This is a genomic window from Selenomonas sp. oral taxon 892 str. F0426 (genome assembly GCF_000468035.1).
In the GTDB taxonomy this organism is placed as follows: Bacteria; Bacillota; Negativicutes; order Selenomonadales; family Selenomonadaceae; genus Centipeda.
The window spans coordinates 1-16,538 of sequence record NZ_KI260531.1 but is presented as its reverse complement, the minus strand read 5'-3'; the positions used below and the strand labels follow the sequence as shown (position 1 = coordinate 16,538).

Below are 16,538 nucleotides of genomic sequence, written 5' to 3'. Positions count from 1 at the left end.
GGATAGAAGAACGCGCGCAGCGCGGGACTGTCGACCTCATAGCCGGCAATCCCTTCGTAGTTTCGCGGATAGATTGTAGAGACTGAGCGTGTGAGATTGGCAGTCCCACTGAGTGATACGGGATCGAGCGTCTCGAGGTAGAGGGTATAGTCCCGTGCCCGCGCCGCGAGATAGTAGTATTTGCGCGGAAAGAGTGAGTTGCTGTACGTGATATCGCGTCCCGTCCCACCGAAGACTTGCGGCAGCACGCCGTCTAACGTTTCGTCTGTGGGGAAATCGAGCAGAGCGCCAAGCGTCGGATAGATATCGACGGCGCTTGTCAGCTCCTCGGCAATAACCCCCTCAGGTACACCCGCTCCGCACATCATCCATGCTGCGCTCGTCATATGGGCATCCACGATGTAGTGCGTATCGCTGAAGATCGGCACACCGTGGTCGGAGTAGAGACAGACGAGATAGTCCTCGGGAGCATAGTGCTGCTCAAGATAGGAGAACAGTGCGCCGAGCGCGCGGTCTGTATCATGCACCTCCTGCCAAAACGCCGTTTGATTGAACGCACTCGGGCGCAGATAGGGACTCGCCACCTTCACCTTGGAGTCGGAGAGGCGCCCCACAAGCGGCAGCCGCATCTGGGCGGCAGAGGGGATCTGAAATGAATCGCTCCCCCACGGATGGACATCACTGGTATGGAGGAAGATGAAGTGATCTGCTTCGCGGCAGCCTTCCAAATAGCGGATCGTACGCTCGACACCTTCATACAGCTTGAGATCGTAGGGAGAGACGACGAGGCGGTCATAGCCGCGTGTCACCCCGTTGTAGATGCCGATGCCGTCGCCCATGAGGCTCGCTGTGACATAGCCCGCATCACGCGCCCGCTCGGCAATCGTGATATACTTCTCATCCAGTTCGATTGCCGCCCACTCGCTGAATACGCCCGTATGCTGGGGATACATCCCCGTCTCAATCGTTGCGAGCGAGGGATAGGTGTACTCGAGCACGGAAAAATGCTGATCAAAGATTGTTCCGCGTGCGAAAAAGTGCGCCGTTTCGGGCATGTGTTCGGCAAACGATGTGCGCAGCATCTGCCATGGCAGCGCGTCCACGAGGATATTCAGCACGAGTTTTCGTCGTGCAGGGCTGTGTGCAAGACGGATTGGCGTGCCGACGATAAAGTCCTCTGTCGAGGAGAGCTTCGTATCTTCGTCGAGCCGAAAATAATTTGGCGTTGCAGGATTCAGCCAGATACAGTCGTCTACCGTATCTGTTGTTGCCGTGAGCACCTGTCCGTCTGCCGTGCCGAAGATGGGAACAATCGCCTCCGTTCCTGCCTCGATGGAGATCGCCGCTTCCTTCGGCGCACGTGAACCGCGCATGATGTCAAAGGTAAAATCCCCGCCGACATTGGCGGAGAGTCCCGCTGCATTTCGAATCGCGTTCATCAGCCAGCGCTTATTTCCGTGCACTTCCTGTTCCGTGTATGCGCCGACGTAGTAATGCGGCGTGATGTGCATGGAGACGGGCAGGAACTCCTCAAAGAATACCGTCGATTTTGCCGTAAGCCCAGTCTCAGGGGTGTACCGCATGCGGCTGAGGGCATAGGGCGCATAGTTCGCTTTTCCCGTCGCCCGTGAGAGGCGGGCAAGCGTCTCCTCCGTCAGCACAGAGGCGGGAACATCGAGAGCGATGGGGACGTGGAAGAAGTTCAGCGCATAGCCCTGCATGACGAGCGCATCTGCATAGCGCCCACATGCCGCATAAGCGCGCGACAGGAGCGCCCAGACCCTCGGCTCGACGAGGCGGCGGCGAAAGGCGCGCTCTGCGCATAGGACGGCATTCTCCGCATCGCCGTTTGCGAGCAGATATTCTGCGGCAAAGACATCCGCATGCACCGGATCGCCGTTTTCCTCCCGATAGGCGGCGAGCTGCGTGAGGAAGACATCGTCGTAGGCATTGCGCTCCGCGCGTGTCAGCAGATCGTAAAAGAGGGCAGAGGCCTGCTCGTTGTTCTGCCAAAATATGCTGAAATCATTCGTCATCTATATCTCCTTCGGCAGGGGGAACATCTCTCCATTGTTGCTGATTCCCTTTAGGAATTCTCGTACGCGCGGATAGAAGAACGCGCGCAGCGCGGGACTGTCGACCTCATAGCCCGCCTCCTTTTCGTGATCGCGCGGATAGATGGCGTAGGATGCCTTTGCAATGTCGACCGTTCCATCCATCGCGACGGGCTCTTCCGTCTCCAGACAGAAGGTGTGCGTGGCGGAGCGTGCCGCGAGAAAGTATGGCTTCGTGGGAAAGAGCGAGTTGCTGAATGTGATATCGCGCCCCGTTCCGCCAAGTGCACGGGGCAGCACGCCGTCAATATAGCTGTCAACGGGGAAGCCGCACAGAGCCCCAAGCGCCGGATAGAGATCGACCGCGCTCGTCAGTTCGTCTGTCACAACTCCTGCAGGAATGCCTGCGCCGCGCATCATCCATGTCGCACCGGTGAGGAGTGAGTCGACAATGTAGGGATGCTCGCTGAAGATGGAGACCCCATGATCGGAGTAAAGGTTCACGATATACTCGTCGGGTGCATAATTTTGCTCGAGGTAATCAAAGAGCATCCCGAGGGTTCGATCCACCTCGCGTACGCCCATCCAAAACGCTTCCTGATTGAGCGCGCAGGGACGCAGATAGGGACTGGGCGGCGTCTCGATCGTTTCGGTCATACGCTTATGGAGCGGCAGATACGCTTGTGCCGTTGTCGGATACTGGAACATTGGCGATGGCCAGGGATGTACATCAGAGGAATGAAGGAGGATAAAGTGATCCGCATCCCCGAGGCCCTCGAGTTGGCGAATGGCACGCGTCACGGCCTCGTAGTTCTGCTGACGGTAGCTCGATACGAGGATGCGATCGTAGCCGCGGGAAGCCCCTGTGTAGATCCCCTCACCGCTGCCGATCAGATTGGCGGTCGCATAGCCAAGCCCACGCATTCGCTCAGAGAGCGTAATATAGTCCTCTCGCAGGGGCGTAGAAACTTTGTTGTTGAAGAGCTGACTATGGTGTGGGTACATCCCGGTCTCAATCGTGGCAAAGGAGGGGGTCGTATACTCCGCCACGGAGAAGTGCTGATCAAAGATCAGCCCCTGGGCGAAGAAGCGTGCAGTCTGCGGCATCCACTCCGCAAACGAACTGCGCAAAATCTGCCAGGGCATAGCATCGGCAAGAATGTTCAGGACGAGGCGGCGGCGTGACGGATTATGACGCACAGAGATCGGATTCCCGACGATGAAATCGTGCTCTGAGGTGAAACTTGTCGGCTCGTCCAGCCGGAAGAAATTCGGTGTCGCTACATTCAGCCAACCCATCTCGTTGAGTGTCGATGTCTGCACACGGATCCACTGTGGACTGCGCAGTCCGTGGGCAGGGAGCACCGTACCGATCACGGGGAGAACGACCTCCTGTCCTGCATCGATGTTGATCTGTGCAGCGCCTGGCGCACGCTGGCTGCGCAGCAGGTCAAAGGTGAAGTCGCCCGCGCCGAAGTAGGCAACGCCCAATGCATCGCGTACAGTGTTCAGCTGCCATGCCTTGTCTCCCTGGAGGCCCTGCTCCGCATAGACCCCCACATAGTAGGGGGGCGTGATATGTGGCGACGCGGGAAGGAATTCCCCCGCAAAGACGCCGCCGTCCATCGTCAGGCCCTGTTCGGGGTCGTAGGATACGCGCGTAGCCATCGGTGCGAATGGGGGACGCGACACGGCAACAGACAGACGGTCGAGTGCCTCCTGCGTGATCGCCTCCGTTGGATAGGTATCGATTGCGATGGGAACCTCGAACAGCTTGAACAGATAGCCCTCCAAGACGAGTGCATCTGTATAGCGGCCGACTGCCTTGTACGCGCGGGAGAGGAGAGACCAGACCGCATGATGAATCGGGCGCTTCGCATATGCTCGCTCCCCGCACAGGATAGCCGTCTCCGTGTCGCCGTGGTGCATCAGATACTGTGCAGCAAAGATATCCGACTTCTCGCTTGTGGGTGCAGCCTCTCGATAGGCCGCCAGCTGTGCGAGGAAATCATCGTCGTAGGCCTCTTTTTCTGCGCGCGCCATAAGATCGTAAAAGAGTGCGGAGGCGTGTTCGTCATTACGCCAAAATACTGTGAAATCGTCCGTCATGTGATCTCCTTTTTCCTTCGCTCAGAGCCTTTCACGATTTTTCTCCGAACCACTGCGGCCGTGCAGCGCGCATCTCCGGCCAGAACTCACCGTTGTTTGCAATATCGCGCACGAAATCGCGTGCACGTGGGTAGAAGAATGCCCGCAGTTCGCTGCTGTCGATCTCGTGACCCGGTTCCAGCTCGTATCCGCGCGGATAGATCGCGACACGGGCATCTGCAAAGTCAACGCTTCCGTCCTCATCGACCGGCTCACGCGTCTCCAGACGCAGGACGTGCTCCTGCGTGCGCACGGCGAGCTTGAATGTCTGACTCGGGTACTGGGAGCTGCTGTAGGTTACGTCGCGTCCCGTGCCGCCGAATATGCGCGGCAGTACACCGTCCACATCGGCAGAGACGGGGAACCCGCAGAGATGGCCGAGCGTTGTATAGACATCGACAGAGTTTGTCATGTCGTGTACGGTGACACCCTGTGGGATACCGGCGCCGCGCATCATCCAGGCGGCTCCGGTACCGTACTCGCCGACAAAGTCGATCTCCTTCAGCGTCGTATTTGGATCGTGCAGCCCACAACCATGATCGGAGTAGAGATTTACAATGTATTCGTCCTCGTCATAGTGATCCTCGATGTACGAGAGGATCTCACCGACATTGCGGTCGACGTGGCGCAGATTTACGAGGAACTGCTCCACATAGATCGGCAGACGCGGCGTTCGCACGCTTGGCACACTGGGGTCGAGTGGGACAAAGCGATGGGCGAGCGGGATGTTGACCTCCGTCTCGGTGGAGAACTTCATCGGTGTCTGGATGTTGAGCGGATGGACATCCGTCGTGTGGTACAGGATGAAATGATCCACATCGGGGAGTGACTCGAGGATGCGCAGCGTCCGTTCTGTGCCCTCGTAGGCGGTCATGAATCCATAGTTGGCGATGAGGCGGTCGTAGCCGCGGTAGGAGCCGTAGTAGAGACCGTGCCCCGATACGAGCGGCGCCGTACAGTAGTAACCGAGCGCATTCATCTGCTCCGAAATGGTTCGCACAGAGAACGGCATCTGATGGCTGTCGCGCTCATTGAAGACCTGCGTATGATGGGAGTAACGACCTGTCTCGATCGTAGCGAGGGATGGCAGCGTGTGCTCCGATACCGAGAAATGCTGGTCGAAGAGCACGCCGCGTGAAAAGAATTTTGCGATGCGCGGCATATTCTCTGCGAAAATATTGCGTGCAGCCGGCCAGCAGAGACCATCGATGAGGAAATTTAGTACGAGTTTTTTTCGCTTTGGACTGTGGCCAAGGACGATCGGCGTACCGACGGCATAGGGGACATTTTCTTCCGAACGCAGAGTGACAGGTTCGTCAAATCGGAAATAGCTGTACGCCCATTGGCCGATATGGCCGATGTGCTCACCGCTGTGATCGCGGATGCCAAAGCCCTGTGCGAATCTCGTTCCCGCTATGGGGACGACGACGGATGCCCCCTCCGGCACATCGACCTCTGTCGTACCGATCACGGTGCGTGCTTTTTGGAAATCGAAGGTGGAGTCCCGGTTGTTGATCATGAAGTTGAAGTCATAGCGCGCCGTCTCGTAGACCGTCGCCATCGTAGAGAGGAATCCCTCATCCACGAAGATGGCAGGCCAGAACGGATCACTGTCCGCAGGCATCTCCATCGGGATTGCTTCACCGAGAAAAACGTCGAAGCGAGAACGAATACGGCCGTCCTCAATGAAGCTGCGATTGCTGATCAGTGGTGCCGAGCAGTATACATTGCTCGCGACGGAGAAGCGGTTCAGCGCCTCTTGCCGGCAATGCTCCGGGATGGTGAGGGCGATCTCTGTCTCGGGATACATCCCCTTGATATAGCCCTGCATCGTGATCGTATCGAGTGTGCGGCCGACGCCCTCGTATGCGTCCGCAAGGACCTTCCACACAGCGAGGTTGACAGGGCGCCTCTGATAGGCGCGCTCTCCGCAGAGGACGGCAGATGCTGGATCGTTTTGCGCAAGCAAATAGCGCGCAGCAAAGATGTCTGCGCGCTCGGAGTCCGGGCTTTCCTCTCGATAGGCAGCAAGCTGCACGAGAAAGTCGTCGTCATAATCGCCCCGCTCAGAACGTCTGAGCAGGTCTTGAAAAAGCGCATAGGCGCGCTCGTTGTTGCGCCAGAATACCGTGCAATCGTCCTGCATTTCTCGCTCACCTCTCCAGTCAATCAGGCGCGCAGCGCCTCTTCAAACACACGGAAAAAGCCCTTGATATCGGCCTCGTCGATCGCGCCGAGCGCGCAGAGGCGGAATGTAGATGATGTCTGCATCTTGCCGGGGTAGATGGTGTAGCCGCGCTCGTAGCAGTAGTCGTGCACGCGGGGAAAGTCAAAGTCCGCCGGGTATTCGACAGCCACGACAAGCCCAGACTGGATTTCGCGCGGAATTGCCTCTTTGAGTCCAAGCTGTGCAAGCCCCTCGTGGATCGCATTGATCGTCCGTGTATGGCGCGCCCACTTCTTCGCTGCGCCCTCGGCGAAGTATTCCATCAGTGCACGCCGCGCCGCATAGACGGTCTGCACGGGCGGCGTAAAGCGCATCTCGCCCGTCTCCTCGAATCCCTCGTACTGCATGACGAGGTTCGTGTAGTACGAGCGCACAGGATATGCCTTCGCCGCCGTGAGGACGGATTTTCGCGCGATCACAAAGGACAGCCCTGTCATGCCCTGGATGCCCTTCTGCGCCGAGGACATACAGACATCTATATTCATCTCATCGACGGCGAATGGAATCATTGCATAGGTCGAGATCGTATCCGCGATCATGACGGCACCGTGCGCGTGGGCGAGGGCGCCGATCTCTCGGACGGGGTTCAGGATGCCTGTTCCCGTTTCCTGATGCGTCGTGTAGACAGCGGCGATATCGGGGTTCTCTTTGAGTGTCCTCTCTACCTCGGCGAGATCGGGAAGCCCGTCGATGGGGAAGCTCAGATCAATATGCGGCACGGAGTAAGCGCGCGCCATCGCGGCCGCACGCGCAGAGTACGCGCCGTTGTTGACAATCAGCAGCTTTTTATCCGCAGGGACAAGCGAGCTGACACAGGCATCCATGCAGATCGTTCCCGAGCCGCAGAAAAGGACGGTCGCCCAGTCCACAGGATCTGCGCGGACGACCCTCAGAAGATCCGTGCCGAGATCGCGCATGAGTCGCCCAAACTCCTGCTCGCGCGGACAGATGTCGGGGACGAGCTGTGCCGCCTTGACCGTGTCCGTGGTCGTTGCGGGACCGGGGTTGAGGAGAATGTTGCGTTTGATGTTCATAGCTTACTTCCGATACATAAAGCAGTTGAAGATGAATGGTGTGTTCCAGTAACCGTCAAGCGTAATCTCTGGAAATTTAAGATCGAGATTGTGCGCTGCAGCAAAATTTTTGAATAGGCTGCGGCTGCAAAAGAGTTTATCGAGTCCTTCGTAGAGCTCGTCGTAGTTCGGGATGTTTGCACGGCGGAAGGCAAGGTAGTCTTCCTTCTTTTCAATGTCATGCAGCCCCATGATGCCAATTGGACCGCGGCTCTTTTCGAGCATCCGTGCAAGAACGCGTTCGACATATGCCTCATCAGGAAGATAGGGGAAGACACCGTTTGAGAAGACGGCATCGTATTTTTGCTCCGTTGCAATGGCGTCGGCTTCGCCCGAGTAGAGCTCCGTCGGGGTCGTCAACACCTTGCGGGCGGTTTCAATGAGGCTTTCAGCATAGTCTGTGCCGCCGACGGTCATGCCGTCGCGTGCCATGAGATAGATGTTTGCACCGGTACCACAACCGACCTCGAAAACGCTGGAATTCGCGGACAACCCAAGCAGCTCGCGTATCCGGGCGTCCTCTTCCAGGAATGCCTTCAAAGAAATGCCGTCGCCCATCACATCGTAGCCGTTGAGCCGTTTCAGTTCGAGGAATACCTCCTGCCAGCTGCCTGCAAGCGCATCTGCGGCAGGCTTGCGTCGGTTCCAAATCGCTTTCCACTGATTGTTCACGTTAAGATTCCCTTCGATACATAAAAACATTGAAGACAAACGGCGTATTCCAGTAGCCCTCCATCTCGATGGCGGGGAAGTCGATGGAGAGATTGTGCGCGCGGGCGAAGTCCTCGAAGAAACTGCGGCGGTAGAAGAGCTTGTCGAGGCCCTTGTAGCGCTCGTCGTAGTCGGGGATCGCGGCGCGGCGGTAAGCAAGGAAATCTGACTCTTTATCAGCGTCGTGCAGGTCAATGAGACCGATGGCGCCGCTCGTTTTGTCGAGCATCCGCAGGAGAACGCGCTCTGCGAATGCCTCACTTGGGAAGTAGGAAAAGACACTGTTCGAGAGTGCGGCATCGTATTTGAGAGCTGTGTCGAATGCATCCGCCTCGCCGCAGGTCAGCTCCCGTGCCTGGGGCAGCACCTTGCGTGCAGTCTCCACGAGGGGGGCGGAGTAGTCCGTGCCGCCGACCGTGATGCCGTCCCGTGCGAGAAGGTAGAGATTTGCCCCCGCGCCGCAGCCAACATCGTAGACGCTCATGCCCTTTGTCAGATGCAGCAGCTCCTTGATGCGCTGCCCCTGCATCAGCAGCGAATCCAAGGGGATGCCGCCGTCCACCACGTCGAAGCCGTTGAGGCGTTTCAGCTCGAGAAAGACCGACGCCCAGTCGCCCGAAAGCGCTTCGTCCTCAGCATGGCGGCGGTTCCAGATCTCTTTCCATTTGGTTTCCACTTACATTACCTCAATCAGTCGAATGATATCCTTGATCGGCAGCAGCTGCTCGTCGATCTCGTGCGCGCGGTGGTGCGTGAGGATGGAGCGGGCCGCGTTCTCCATAGCGGGGAAGGCACTGCGCGTGAGTTGGTTCGCGTAGATGACGATGCGCACGCCGTGTGCGGCAAGCTCCGCCTCCGTGATCGTGTTGTAGGAGGAGGGGACGGCGACGATGGGGACATTCGGATGCTTTGCGCGGAACATGTCGCAGAACGCGATGACCTCGTCGGGGGTCTTTGCGCGCGAGTGGATCATGATCCCATCTGCACCCGCCACGACATACGCGGCCGCACGCTCAAGGGCATCATCGAGGCCCTTCTCGAGGATGAGGCTCTCGATGCGTGCGATGATCATGAACTCCTCCGTGCGCTGTGCCGCCTTGCCCGCTGCAATCTTCTCGGAGAAATTCTCGATCGTATCCTGCGTCTGCGCAACCTCTGTGCCAAAGAGGGAGTTGCGCTTTGCGCCTGTCTTGTCCTCGACGATGACAGCGGAGACGCCGATGCGCTCGAGTGTGCGGACGTTGTATGCAAAGTGTTCTGCCGTGCCGCCCGTATCCATGTCGAGAATGATGGGCTTCGTCGTCACGTCCATGACCTCGTTGATGGTCTGGATGCGGTCGGAGAGGTCGATCAGCTCAATGTCGGGCTTGCCGCGCGAGGTCGAATCGCAGAGGCTTGAGATCCACATCGCATCGAACTGGTCAAGCCCGCCGTCGTTCTCGACGACGGTTTTCTCAGCGATGAGGCCCGTGAGGCCGTTGTGCACCTCGATGGTCTTTACGATGGGGACGATATCGAGGAGGCGGCGGAGCCTCCCGCGCCGTGCCTCGGGCATCGCAAGCTGCTCGCGCATCTGCCAGTCGATCTTGCGCACCTCTGCGTTATAGGTGTACGGCGGTTCGACCAGCTCCCCGCCGTAGCGTGCGAGACAGTCAAGCACGTTTTTGCGGATGGAGGACTCCGGCCCCTGTGCCCAGTTGCTCCCGTGGACAACATAGTCGGGGCGCAGCTGATCGAGGATCTCATCGTACATGATGCGCTCCTGCACGACGACTCCCGCAACCTCGGGCAGCACGCGGATCATCTCCATACGTTCCTCAAGGCTTTTGGTCGGAAAGCGGTTGTAGCGCACCATCTCCGGATCGGACAGCACGCCGACCGTGACCGTGCCCAGCTCCGCCGCTGCCTGCAGGAGCTTTCGGTGTCCTTCGTGAATGATGTCGGTGCAGAAGCAGGTATATACTTTCTTCATGTGGCAGTTCTCCCTCTATCCCCGTTTATTGTATTTATGCCTCCCCCGTCGCGACGGGGGAAGCTGAATTTCAACGCATCCTTTCCTCCAGCTCCCGCAGCTCTTCCACCGTATCGATCTCCCACACGTCCTCTCGCCGACACTCCCGTATGTGGATGGAGAACTCGGGCAGATAGTATTTCAGCGCGATCTCGTCCCAGTAGAGCTGACGATACTGCTCCTCGGCGTAGAGCGCATTCGCACACGCGGCGAGCCGTGCCCCGTCCGCTGCCGTCCAGTAGGACAGCCCGAGCATCTGATGACAGGGGTGGTCACTCTTTGTGTCGATGTGCGTGATCTTTCCGTCTGCATTTGCATCAAAACACCAGTCGTCTGTGGCCGTGACGGGGAATGCAATGTAGTTCGTCCGCGTCTGCGTCGGGGTGATGACGGCGGGATTCGCGAGGTAGAGATCCCCCTCAATCACATAGCTGTCTTCCAGAAGCCCCGCACGCCCCGCGAGCGCAATCGAGGAGATGTTGTTCGCCGTTTCCCAGTCAGGGTTGTCGATGTAGGCGAGATGCGGATATTTCTCGTGAAGCGCATCAAACGCCTCCCCGCAATACCCTCGTACAATGGTAATCGACGAAATTCCCGCATCATTAAGCGCGTCTAAAATCGTTGCGATGATGGGCGTTCCGTTCACGGGCACGAGCGGCTTCGGCACCCGATCCGTCAGCGGCGCGAGCCGCGAGCCGCGTCCCGCCGCGAGAATGATGGCACGTGTTACACGGTGCCCCCCCATCAGCACAGCCCCATCTTTCGCATCGTCTTGCGGAGCGTTTTCTCCGCGATGTGGGATGCGCGCTCCGCACCCCTCGCGATCTCCGTATCGAGATATGCCTTGTCCGCGAGGAGGCGCGCGTAGTTCTCGCGGATCGGACGCAGCTCGTCGGCGACTGCCGTGCCGACGGCAGTCTTGAAGTCGCCGTAACCCTTGCCCGCAAACTCATCCGTGATCGCCTCGAACGACTTTCCTGTGACGGCGGAGCAGATCGTCATCAGATTGTTGATGCCGTCCTTGCCTTCGCGGAATGCAACCTCCGCCTCGCTGTCCGTCACGGCGGACTTAAACTTTTTGAGGATCGTCTTCTCATCGTCGAGGATGTAGATCGTCGCCTTTGCATTCTCGTCCGACTTGCTCATCTTCGCCGTCGGCTCCTGGAGACTCATGACGCGCGCACCCGTCTTCGGGAAATAGCCCTCGGGCAGACGGAACGTCTCGCCGTACACATGGTTGAACCGCGCGGCAATGTTTCGTGTGAACTCGAGGTGTTGTGTCTGATCGGCTCCGACGGGCACATAGTCCGCCTGATAGAGCAGGATATCGCCTGCCATCAGCGCCGGATACGTAAACAGCCCCGCATTGATGTCCTCGGGATGCTTCGCCGACTTGTCCTTGAACTGCGTCATGCGCGAGAGATCGCCGAACGGGCTGAGGCACGACAGCATCCAGCCCATCTGCGCATGAGCAGGGACGTGGCTCTGGATAAAGACGAGACTCTGCGCAGGGTCGAGGCCGCACGCGAGCAGCAGAGCAAACGCCTCACGGGAGGCCCTCCGCCGCGCAGCAGGATCGTGGTACACAGTCAGCGCGTGGAGATCGGCGACAAAATAATAGCAGTCATACTCCTCCTGCAGGCGCCGCCAGTTCTTCACCGCTCCGAGATAGTTGCCAAGGGTGAATGTGCCGGTGGGCTGAATGCCGCTCAGGATAATCTTGCGGCGGGAGTTGACTGCGTTCGTGTCGTTCATGACGTTCCTTCCTTTACTGTAGAATACTTTTCATTATATACCATGAGAGAAAGATAAGCAAAGGAAGAATCACCTGATCGCCATGTGTGCGTAGAATGAAAACGAACGAGCCGTGCATGTGCGTACTGCAATCCCCCTTAGCAAACCCTAGTGGAGCAAGTGAGTAAAATGTGCGTTCTGCCCCCTGCGGATTTTATTCGTTCAAGCGAAGCGCGTTTGGAATCCGCAGGTATTTAGGCAGATAAGCACACGATCACTTGCGTAACGAGGGTTCTGCGTGGGGGATGCAGCACGTAGCTAAATTCGTATTTCTATAAAATCCCCTTGCCAAGAATCTGCTCCTCTGTTACAATATCTTCCGTACCATCAAGAACAAACCACAATATATAGTATAAGGAGCTCAAAATATGACAGTGACGACCGTAACGAAGCGTGCAGGACATGCCGTCCCCTATGACCGCGCGAAGATCCGCAACGCGATTGCAGCGGCGAGCAAGGAGTACGTCCACCCGATGACGGGCATCGAGATCGACAATGTGACAAGCGCCGTCGAGGCGTCGTTCGGCGACCGCACGGAGATCAGCGTCGAGGAGATCCAGGATCTCGTCGAGAAGCAGCTGCTCGTGCATGGCTTCCACGACATCGCACGCCGCTACATCACCTATCGTCAGCGGCACGCACAGCGCCGCCTCGCGCAGAAGCACCTGATGGCGAGCTACCGCGACATCTTCTTCGCGGACTCCGTCGACTCCGATCTCAAGCGCGACAACGCGAACATCAACACGGACGCCTCCATGGGCATCATGCTCAAGCTCGGCGCCGAGGGCGCAAAGCACTTCGTCGACAACTACGTCCTCGACGAGCGCTATGCGACCGCCGACCGCGAGAATTTCATTCACATTCACGACAAGGATTTCTCACTCATCACGTTCAACTGTTGCCAGATCGACCTGCTGAAGCTGTTCCGCGGCGGCTTCTCCACGGGGCACGGCTTCCTGCGCGAACCGAACTCCATCCGCGCGTACGCAAGCCTCGCGTGCATTGCGATCCAGTCGAACCAGAACGATATGTTCGGCGGGCAGAGCATCAACGCGTTCGACTACGCGATGGCGGACGGCGTGAAGAAGTCCTTCCGCAAGGCACTCGTTGAGGAATCGTGGAAGGCACTGCTCTTCCGTCTCGGGCGCGGGCATTTCACACACGAGGCGTTCAAGAAGGCACTGCGCAGCGAACTTGACTTCGCCGTCTGCGTCTATGCGGAAAAAATGGACGATGCACGTGCGGAGCAGGCGCGTGCGGAGCTGACCCGTGCACTCAGCGCCGTCTACAGCGCAGCGTTTGAGACGCCCGTCACACAGGAACTCGAAGCGGATGCGCGTACGGTCTATCAGCTTGCGTGCGAGAGCGTCGAGGAGGAGACCCATCAGGCGATGGAGGCACTCATCCACAACTTCAATACCCTGCACTCGCGTGCGGGCGCACAGGTGCCGTTCAGCTCCATCAACTACGGCATGGATACCTCCCCCGAGGGACGCCTCGTCATCCGTGAGGTGCTCAGTGCCATCTGGCAGGGGCTCGGCAACGGCGAGACGGCGATCTTCCCGATCTCCGTGTTCCAGCTCAAGGCGGGCGTCAACTACAACCCCGAGGACCCGAACTACGACCTCTTTATCGAGTCCTGCCGTGTCAGCGCACGCCGCCTGTTCCCGAACTACGTCAACCTTGACGCGCCGTATAACCTCCAGTACTACAAGCCCGGCGACTACAACAGCTGCGTCGCGACCATGGGCTGCCGCACGCGCGTCATGAGCAACGTCAACGGCCCAGAGCAGTCGGGCAGCCGCGGCAACTTCTCCTTTACGACGATCAACCTGCCGAAGCTCGCGCTTGAGGCAAAGGGTGACCTCGATAAATTCTGGGAGCTGTACGATCACTACATCGACCTCTGCCATGACTACCTGCTCGACCGCTCGAAGATCATCGAGGAGAAGCACGTCTACAACTATCCGTTCCTCATGGGGCAGGGCGTCTGGATGGACAGCGAGAAGGCGAACCCCGTCGACTCCATTAAGGATCTCCTCAAGCATGCATCGTACTCCATTGGCTTCTGCGGCCTTGCCGAGTGCCTTGTGGTTCTGACGGGCAAGCACCACGGCGAGAGTGCGGCGGCACAGGAACTCGGCCTCAAGATCGTCGGACACATGAGGGAGCGTACCGATGCGTACACCGAGGCGGAGCACCGCAACTGGTCGACGTTCGGCACGCCGGCGGAGAGCACGGCGGGGCAGTTCCAGCGTGCGAACAAGAAGGCGTACGGCATCATCCCGGGTGTCACCGACCGCTCCTACATGACGAATTCAAGTCATGTCCCCGTCTACTACGACATCAGCGCGTATGACAAGATCTGCATCGAGGCGCCGTACCACGCGCTCGAGAACGCGGGGCACATCGCCTACATCGAGATGGACGGCGACCCGTCGAAGAACGTCAAGGCGTTCGAGAAGGTCGTCCGCGCCATGCACGATGCGGACATGGGCTACTTCTCCATCAACCATCCCGTTGACCGTGACCCGGTCTGCGGCTACACGGGTCTCATTGAGAACGAGTGCCCGCACTGCCACCGCAAGGAAAAGGCATTCGGCACCATGACCGTGCCCCGCATGAAGGACTAGCAAGCAAACGGCATACGAAAAATCCCACTGCGTTTACCAAGCGCAGTGGGATTTTTCGTATGCCGTTGTGTTATACTGAAACCGCCACGGCCCAACCAAGCCAATCCGGCAAGGAAGGGAGGTTGTCACGATGACCATCGGAGATGTTATGCTTTCCCTGCTGACCAGCGTACTCGGGAGTATTCTCGGAACGTTGATTCTGCAGAGGCTGGGGCGGTAGAAGCGACCGCCGTTGTGGCACCAGCCAGATGCGACCTCACCAGTTGCAAAGAAAGACCCCTGCGGTAACCAGCCGCAGGGGATTTCTTTCTTTTGGTTGTCAATGACCATCGTTGACTTCTACACAAAGTATAACACGTTTATCCTATTTTGCAAGGATAAATTTCTCACCCCGCCGCCGCATTCTCGATGATCGGTGCGGCACCCTCCGTGATGCACTCCGCTGTCACCGTGACGCGGCGCGGTGCAGTCTCACGCGGGATATCGAACATCACATCGAGCATGACCTCCTCGATGATGCCCTTGAGGCTGCGTGCGCCCGTCTTGCGCTCGATCGCCTTCTTTGCGACGGCGCGCAGAGCATCCTCGGTAAAGATGAGCTCCACGCCGTCCATCGCGAGCAGCTTCTCGTACTGGCGCACGGGCGCGTTGATCGGCTCCGTGAGAATGCGCAGGAGCGCGTCCTCGTCGAGCGTCTCAAGCGTGCAGATCACGGGCAGGCGGCCGATGATCTCGGGGATGATGCCGTACTGCATCAGATCCTCGGGCGTTACCTGGTGGATCAGCGTGTCAAACTCCTTCTCCACCTCTTTGCCGCGCACCTCCGCGCCGAAGCCCATCGCGACGTTCCCCTTGCGCAGACGCTTTGCAATCGTCTTTTCAATGCCGACGAATGCGCCGCCCACGATAAAGAGGATGTTTTTCGTATCCACCTTGATCGTCGGTGCCTCGGGGTGCTTGCGCTGTCCGCGTGCCGTAAACTCGACCACGCTGCCCTCAAGCATCTTGAGGAGTGCCTGCTGCACGCCCTCGTGGCCGGGATCGGCGGTGATGGAGTTATTCGCACCGGACTTGCGTGCGATCTTGTCGAACTCGTCGAGGTAAATGATGCCGTGCTCCGCCTTCTCCACATCCTTGTCTGCCGCATAGTAGAGATTGCGGACAGCGACCTCCACATCTGCGCCGACAAAGCCCGCCTCCGTTAGACTCGAGGCGTCCGTCACGGCGAACGGCACATCGAGCAGCTTCGAGAGATGAGAGAGGAGCGCCGTCTTGCCGCAGCCCGAGGGACCGAGCATGATCACGTTCGACTTCTCGATCTCCGTATCCTCGCCCGTGTTCTCGTAGCCGTACTTCATGCGCTTGTAGTGGTTATAGACAGCGACTGCAAGAATCTTTTTCGCACGATCCTGCTTGATAATGTACGTATCCAAATAATCTTTGATGAGATGCGGGCGCGTCTTTTCGAGCACATCGTCGAGCTGTATGCGGAACGAAGACCGCTCCTCGGAGGAGACGGAGGCATCGTGCTCATCGAGGAAGCGGTTGATCTCCCGCACGCAGTCCTTGCAGATCGCAAAGCCCGTGTTCGGATCGTAGATCGGCATATCGTATTGGTCGCGCACATCGATGATGCGCTTGCAGAAACTGCACTGATGCTTTACCGGATTTTTCGGCATTTCAAATTCCTTTCAGAATCATTGTATCTTGATAAATTCCATCATAGAATAACACAGGAAAAGGAAAGAAACAAGCCGACAAACGCCATGAACCATCATGTCATATTATGGAAAGAAATAAATCTGCGAAGGAAATGTGAAAAACTTAAAAAAGGGGGTTGACGAAGGTCAATGCCCTGTGTTATATTATGACAGTCGCGCTGATGCG

At 58.1% G+C, this 16,538-nt stretch carries 11 protein-coding genes; 1 reads left to right on the top strand and 10 read right to left on the bottom strand.

Annotated elements, in window-relative coordinates:
* The 9 genes from HMPREF1992_RS03345 to trpS all read right to left on the bottom strand — a co-directional run.
* On the bottom strand, nucleotides 1-2,036 hold a 2,036-nt coding region (locus HMPREF1992_RS03345), incomplete at its 3' end, for a sulfatase-like hydrolase/transferase (RefSeq protein ID WP_021684426.1).
* Nucleotides 2,037-4,163 (bottom strand): sulfatase-like hydrolase/transferase, encoded by a 2,127-nt coding sequence (locus HMPREF1992_RS03340; RefSeq protein WP_021684425.1) that lies wholly within the window; start codon nucleotides 4,161-4,163, stop codon nucleotides 2,037-2,039.
* A gap of 31 nt (nucleotides 4,164-4,194) precedes the next feature.
* Nucleotides 4,195-6,348 carry a sulfatase-like hydrolase/transferase gene (locus tag HMPREF1992_RS03335; RefSeq protein ID WP_021684424.1) on the bottom strand — a complete coding sequence of 718 codons (2,154 nt, stop codon included), beginning with the start codon at nucleotides 6,346-6,348 and terminating at the stop codon, nucleotides 4,195-4,197.
* A 23-nt stretch (nucleotides 6,349-6,371) separates the two neighbouring features.
* Complete coding sequence (locus HMPREF1992_RS03330) at nucleotides 6,372-7,463, bottom strand: 2-aminoethylphosphonate aminotransferase (RefSeq protein WP_021684423.1); 1,092 nt, start codon at nucleotides 7,461-7,463, stop codon at nucleotides 6,372-6,374.
* 3 nt (nucleotides 7,464-7,466) lie between these two features.
* Nucleotides 7,467-8,174, bottom strand: coding sequence for a bifunctional 2-polyprenyl-6-hydroxyphenol methylase/3-demethylubiquinol 3-O-methyltransferase UbiG (locus HMPREF1992_RS03325; protein WP_037358396.1), 708 nt, complete (start codon nucleotides 8,172-8,174; stop codon nucleotides 7,467-7,469).
* Nucleotide 8,175: 1 nt separating this feature from the next.
* Nucleotides 8,176-8,889: a bifunctional 2-polyprenyl-6-hydroxyphenol methylase/3-demethylubiquinol 3-O-methyltransferase UbiG gene (locus HMPREF1992_RS03320; protein ID WP_021684421.1), complete on the bottom strand. Its 714-nt coding sequence runs from the start codon at nucleotides 8,887-8,889 to the stop codon at nucleotides 8,176-8,178.
* Nucleotides 8,890-10,185, bottom strand: a complete 1,296-nt coding sequence (aepX, locus tag HMPREF1992_RS03315) for a phosphoenolpyruvate mutase (protein ID WP_021684420.1) — start codon at nucleotides 10,183-10,185, stop codon at nucleotides 8,890-8,892.
* A gap of 70 nt (nucleotides 10,186-10,255) precedes the next feature.
* Nucleotides 10,256-10,969 carry a phosphocholine cytidylyltransferase family protein gene (locus HMPREF1992_RS03310; RefSeq protein WP_021684419.1) on the bottom strand — a complete coding sequence of 238 codons (714 nt, stop codon included), beginning with the start codon at nucleotides 10,967-10,969 and terminating at the stop codon, nucleotides 10,256-10,258.
* Nucleotides 10,969-11,979, bottom strand: coding sequence for a tryptophan--tRNA ligase (gene trpS / locus HMPREF1992_RS03305; RefSeq protein ID WP_021684418.1), 1,011 nt, complete (start codon nucleotides 11,977-11,979; stop codon nucleotides 10,969-10,971). The genes HMPREF1992_RS03310 and trpS overlap by 1 nt, the downstream gene beginning before the upstream one ends.
* A 407-nt stretch (nucleotides 11,980-12,386) precedes the next feature.
* Between trpS and HMPREF1992_RS03300 the strand changes: the two genes are divergently transcribed.
* Complete coding sequence (locus tag HMPREF1992_RS03300; RefSeq protein WP_021684416.1) at nucleotides 12,387-14,651, top strand: anaerobic ribonucleoside triphosphate reductase; 2,265 nt, start codon at nucleotides 12,387-12,389, stop codon at nucleotides 14,649-14,651.
* Nucleotides 14,652-15,037: 386 nt separating this feature from the next.
* Here HMPREF1992_RS03300 and clpX read toward each other — a convergent pair whose 3' ends face one another.
* On the bottom strand, nucleotides 15,038-16,330 hold the full coding sequence (gene clpX, locus HMPREF1992_RS03295) for an ATP-dependent Clp protease ATP-binding subunit ClpX (protein WP_021684415.1): 1,293 nt from the start codon (nucleotides 16,328-16,330) through the stop codon (nucleotides 15,038-15,040).
* Nucleotides 16,331-16,538: the final 208 nt, after the last annotated feature.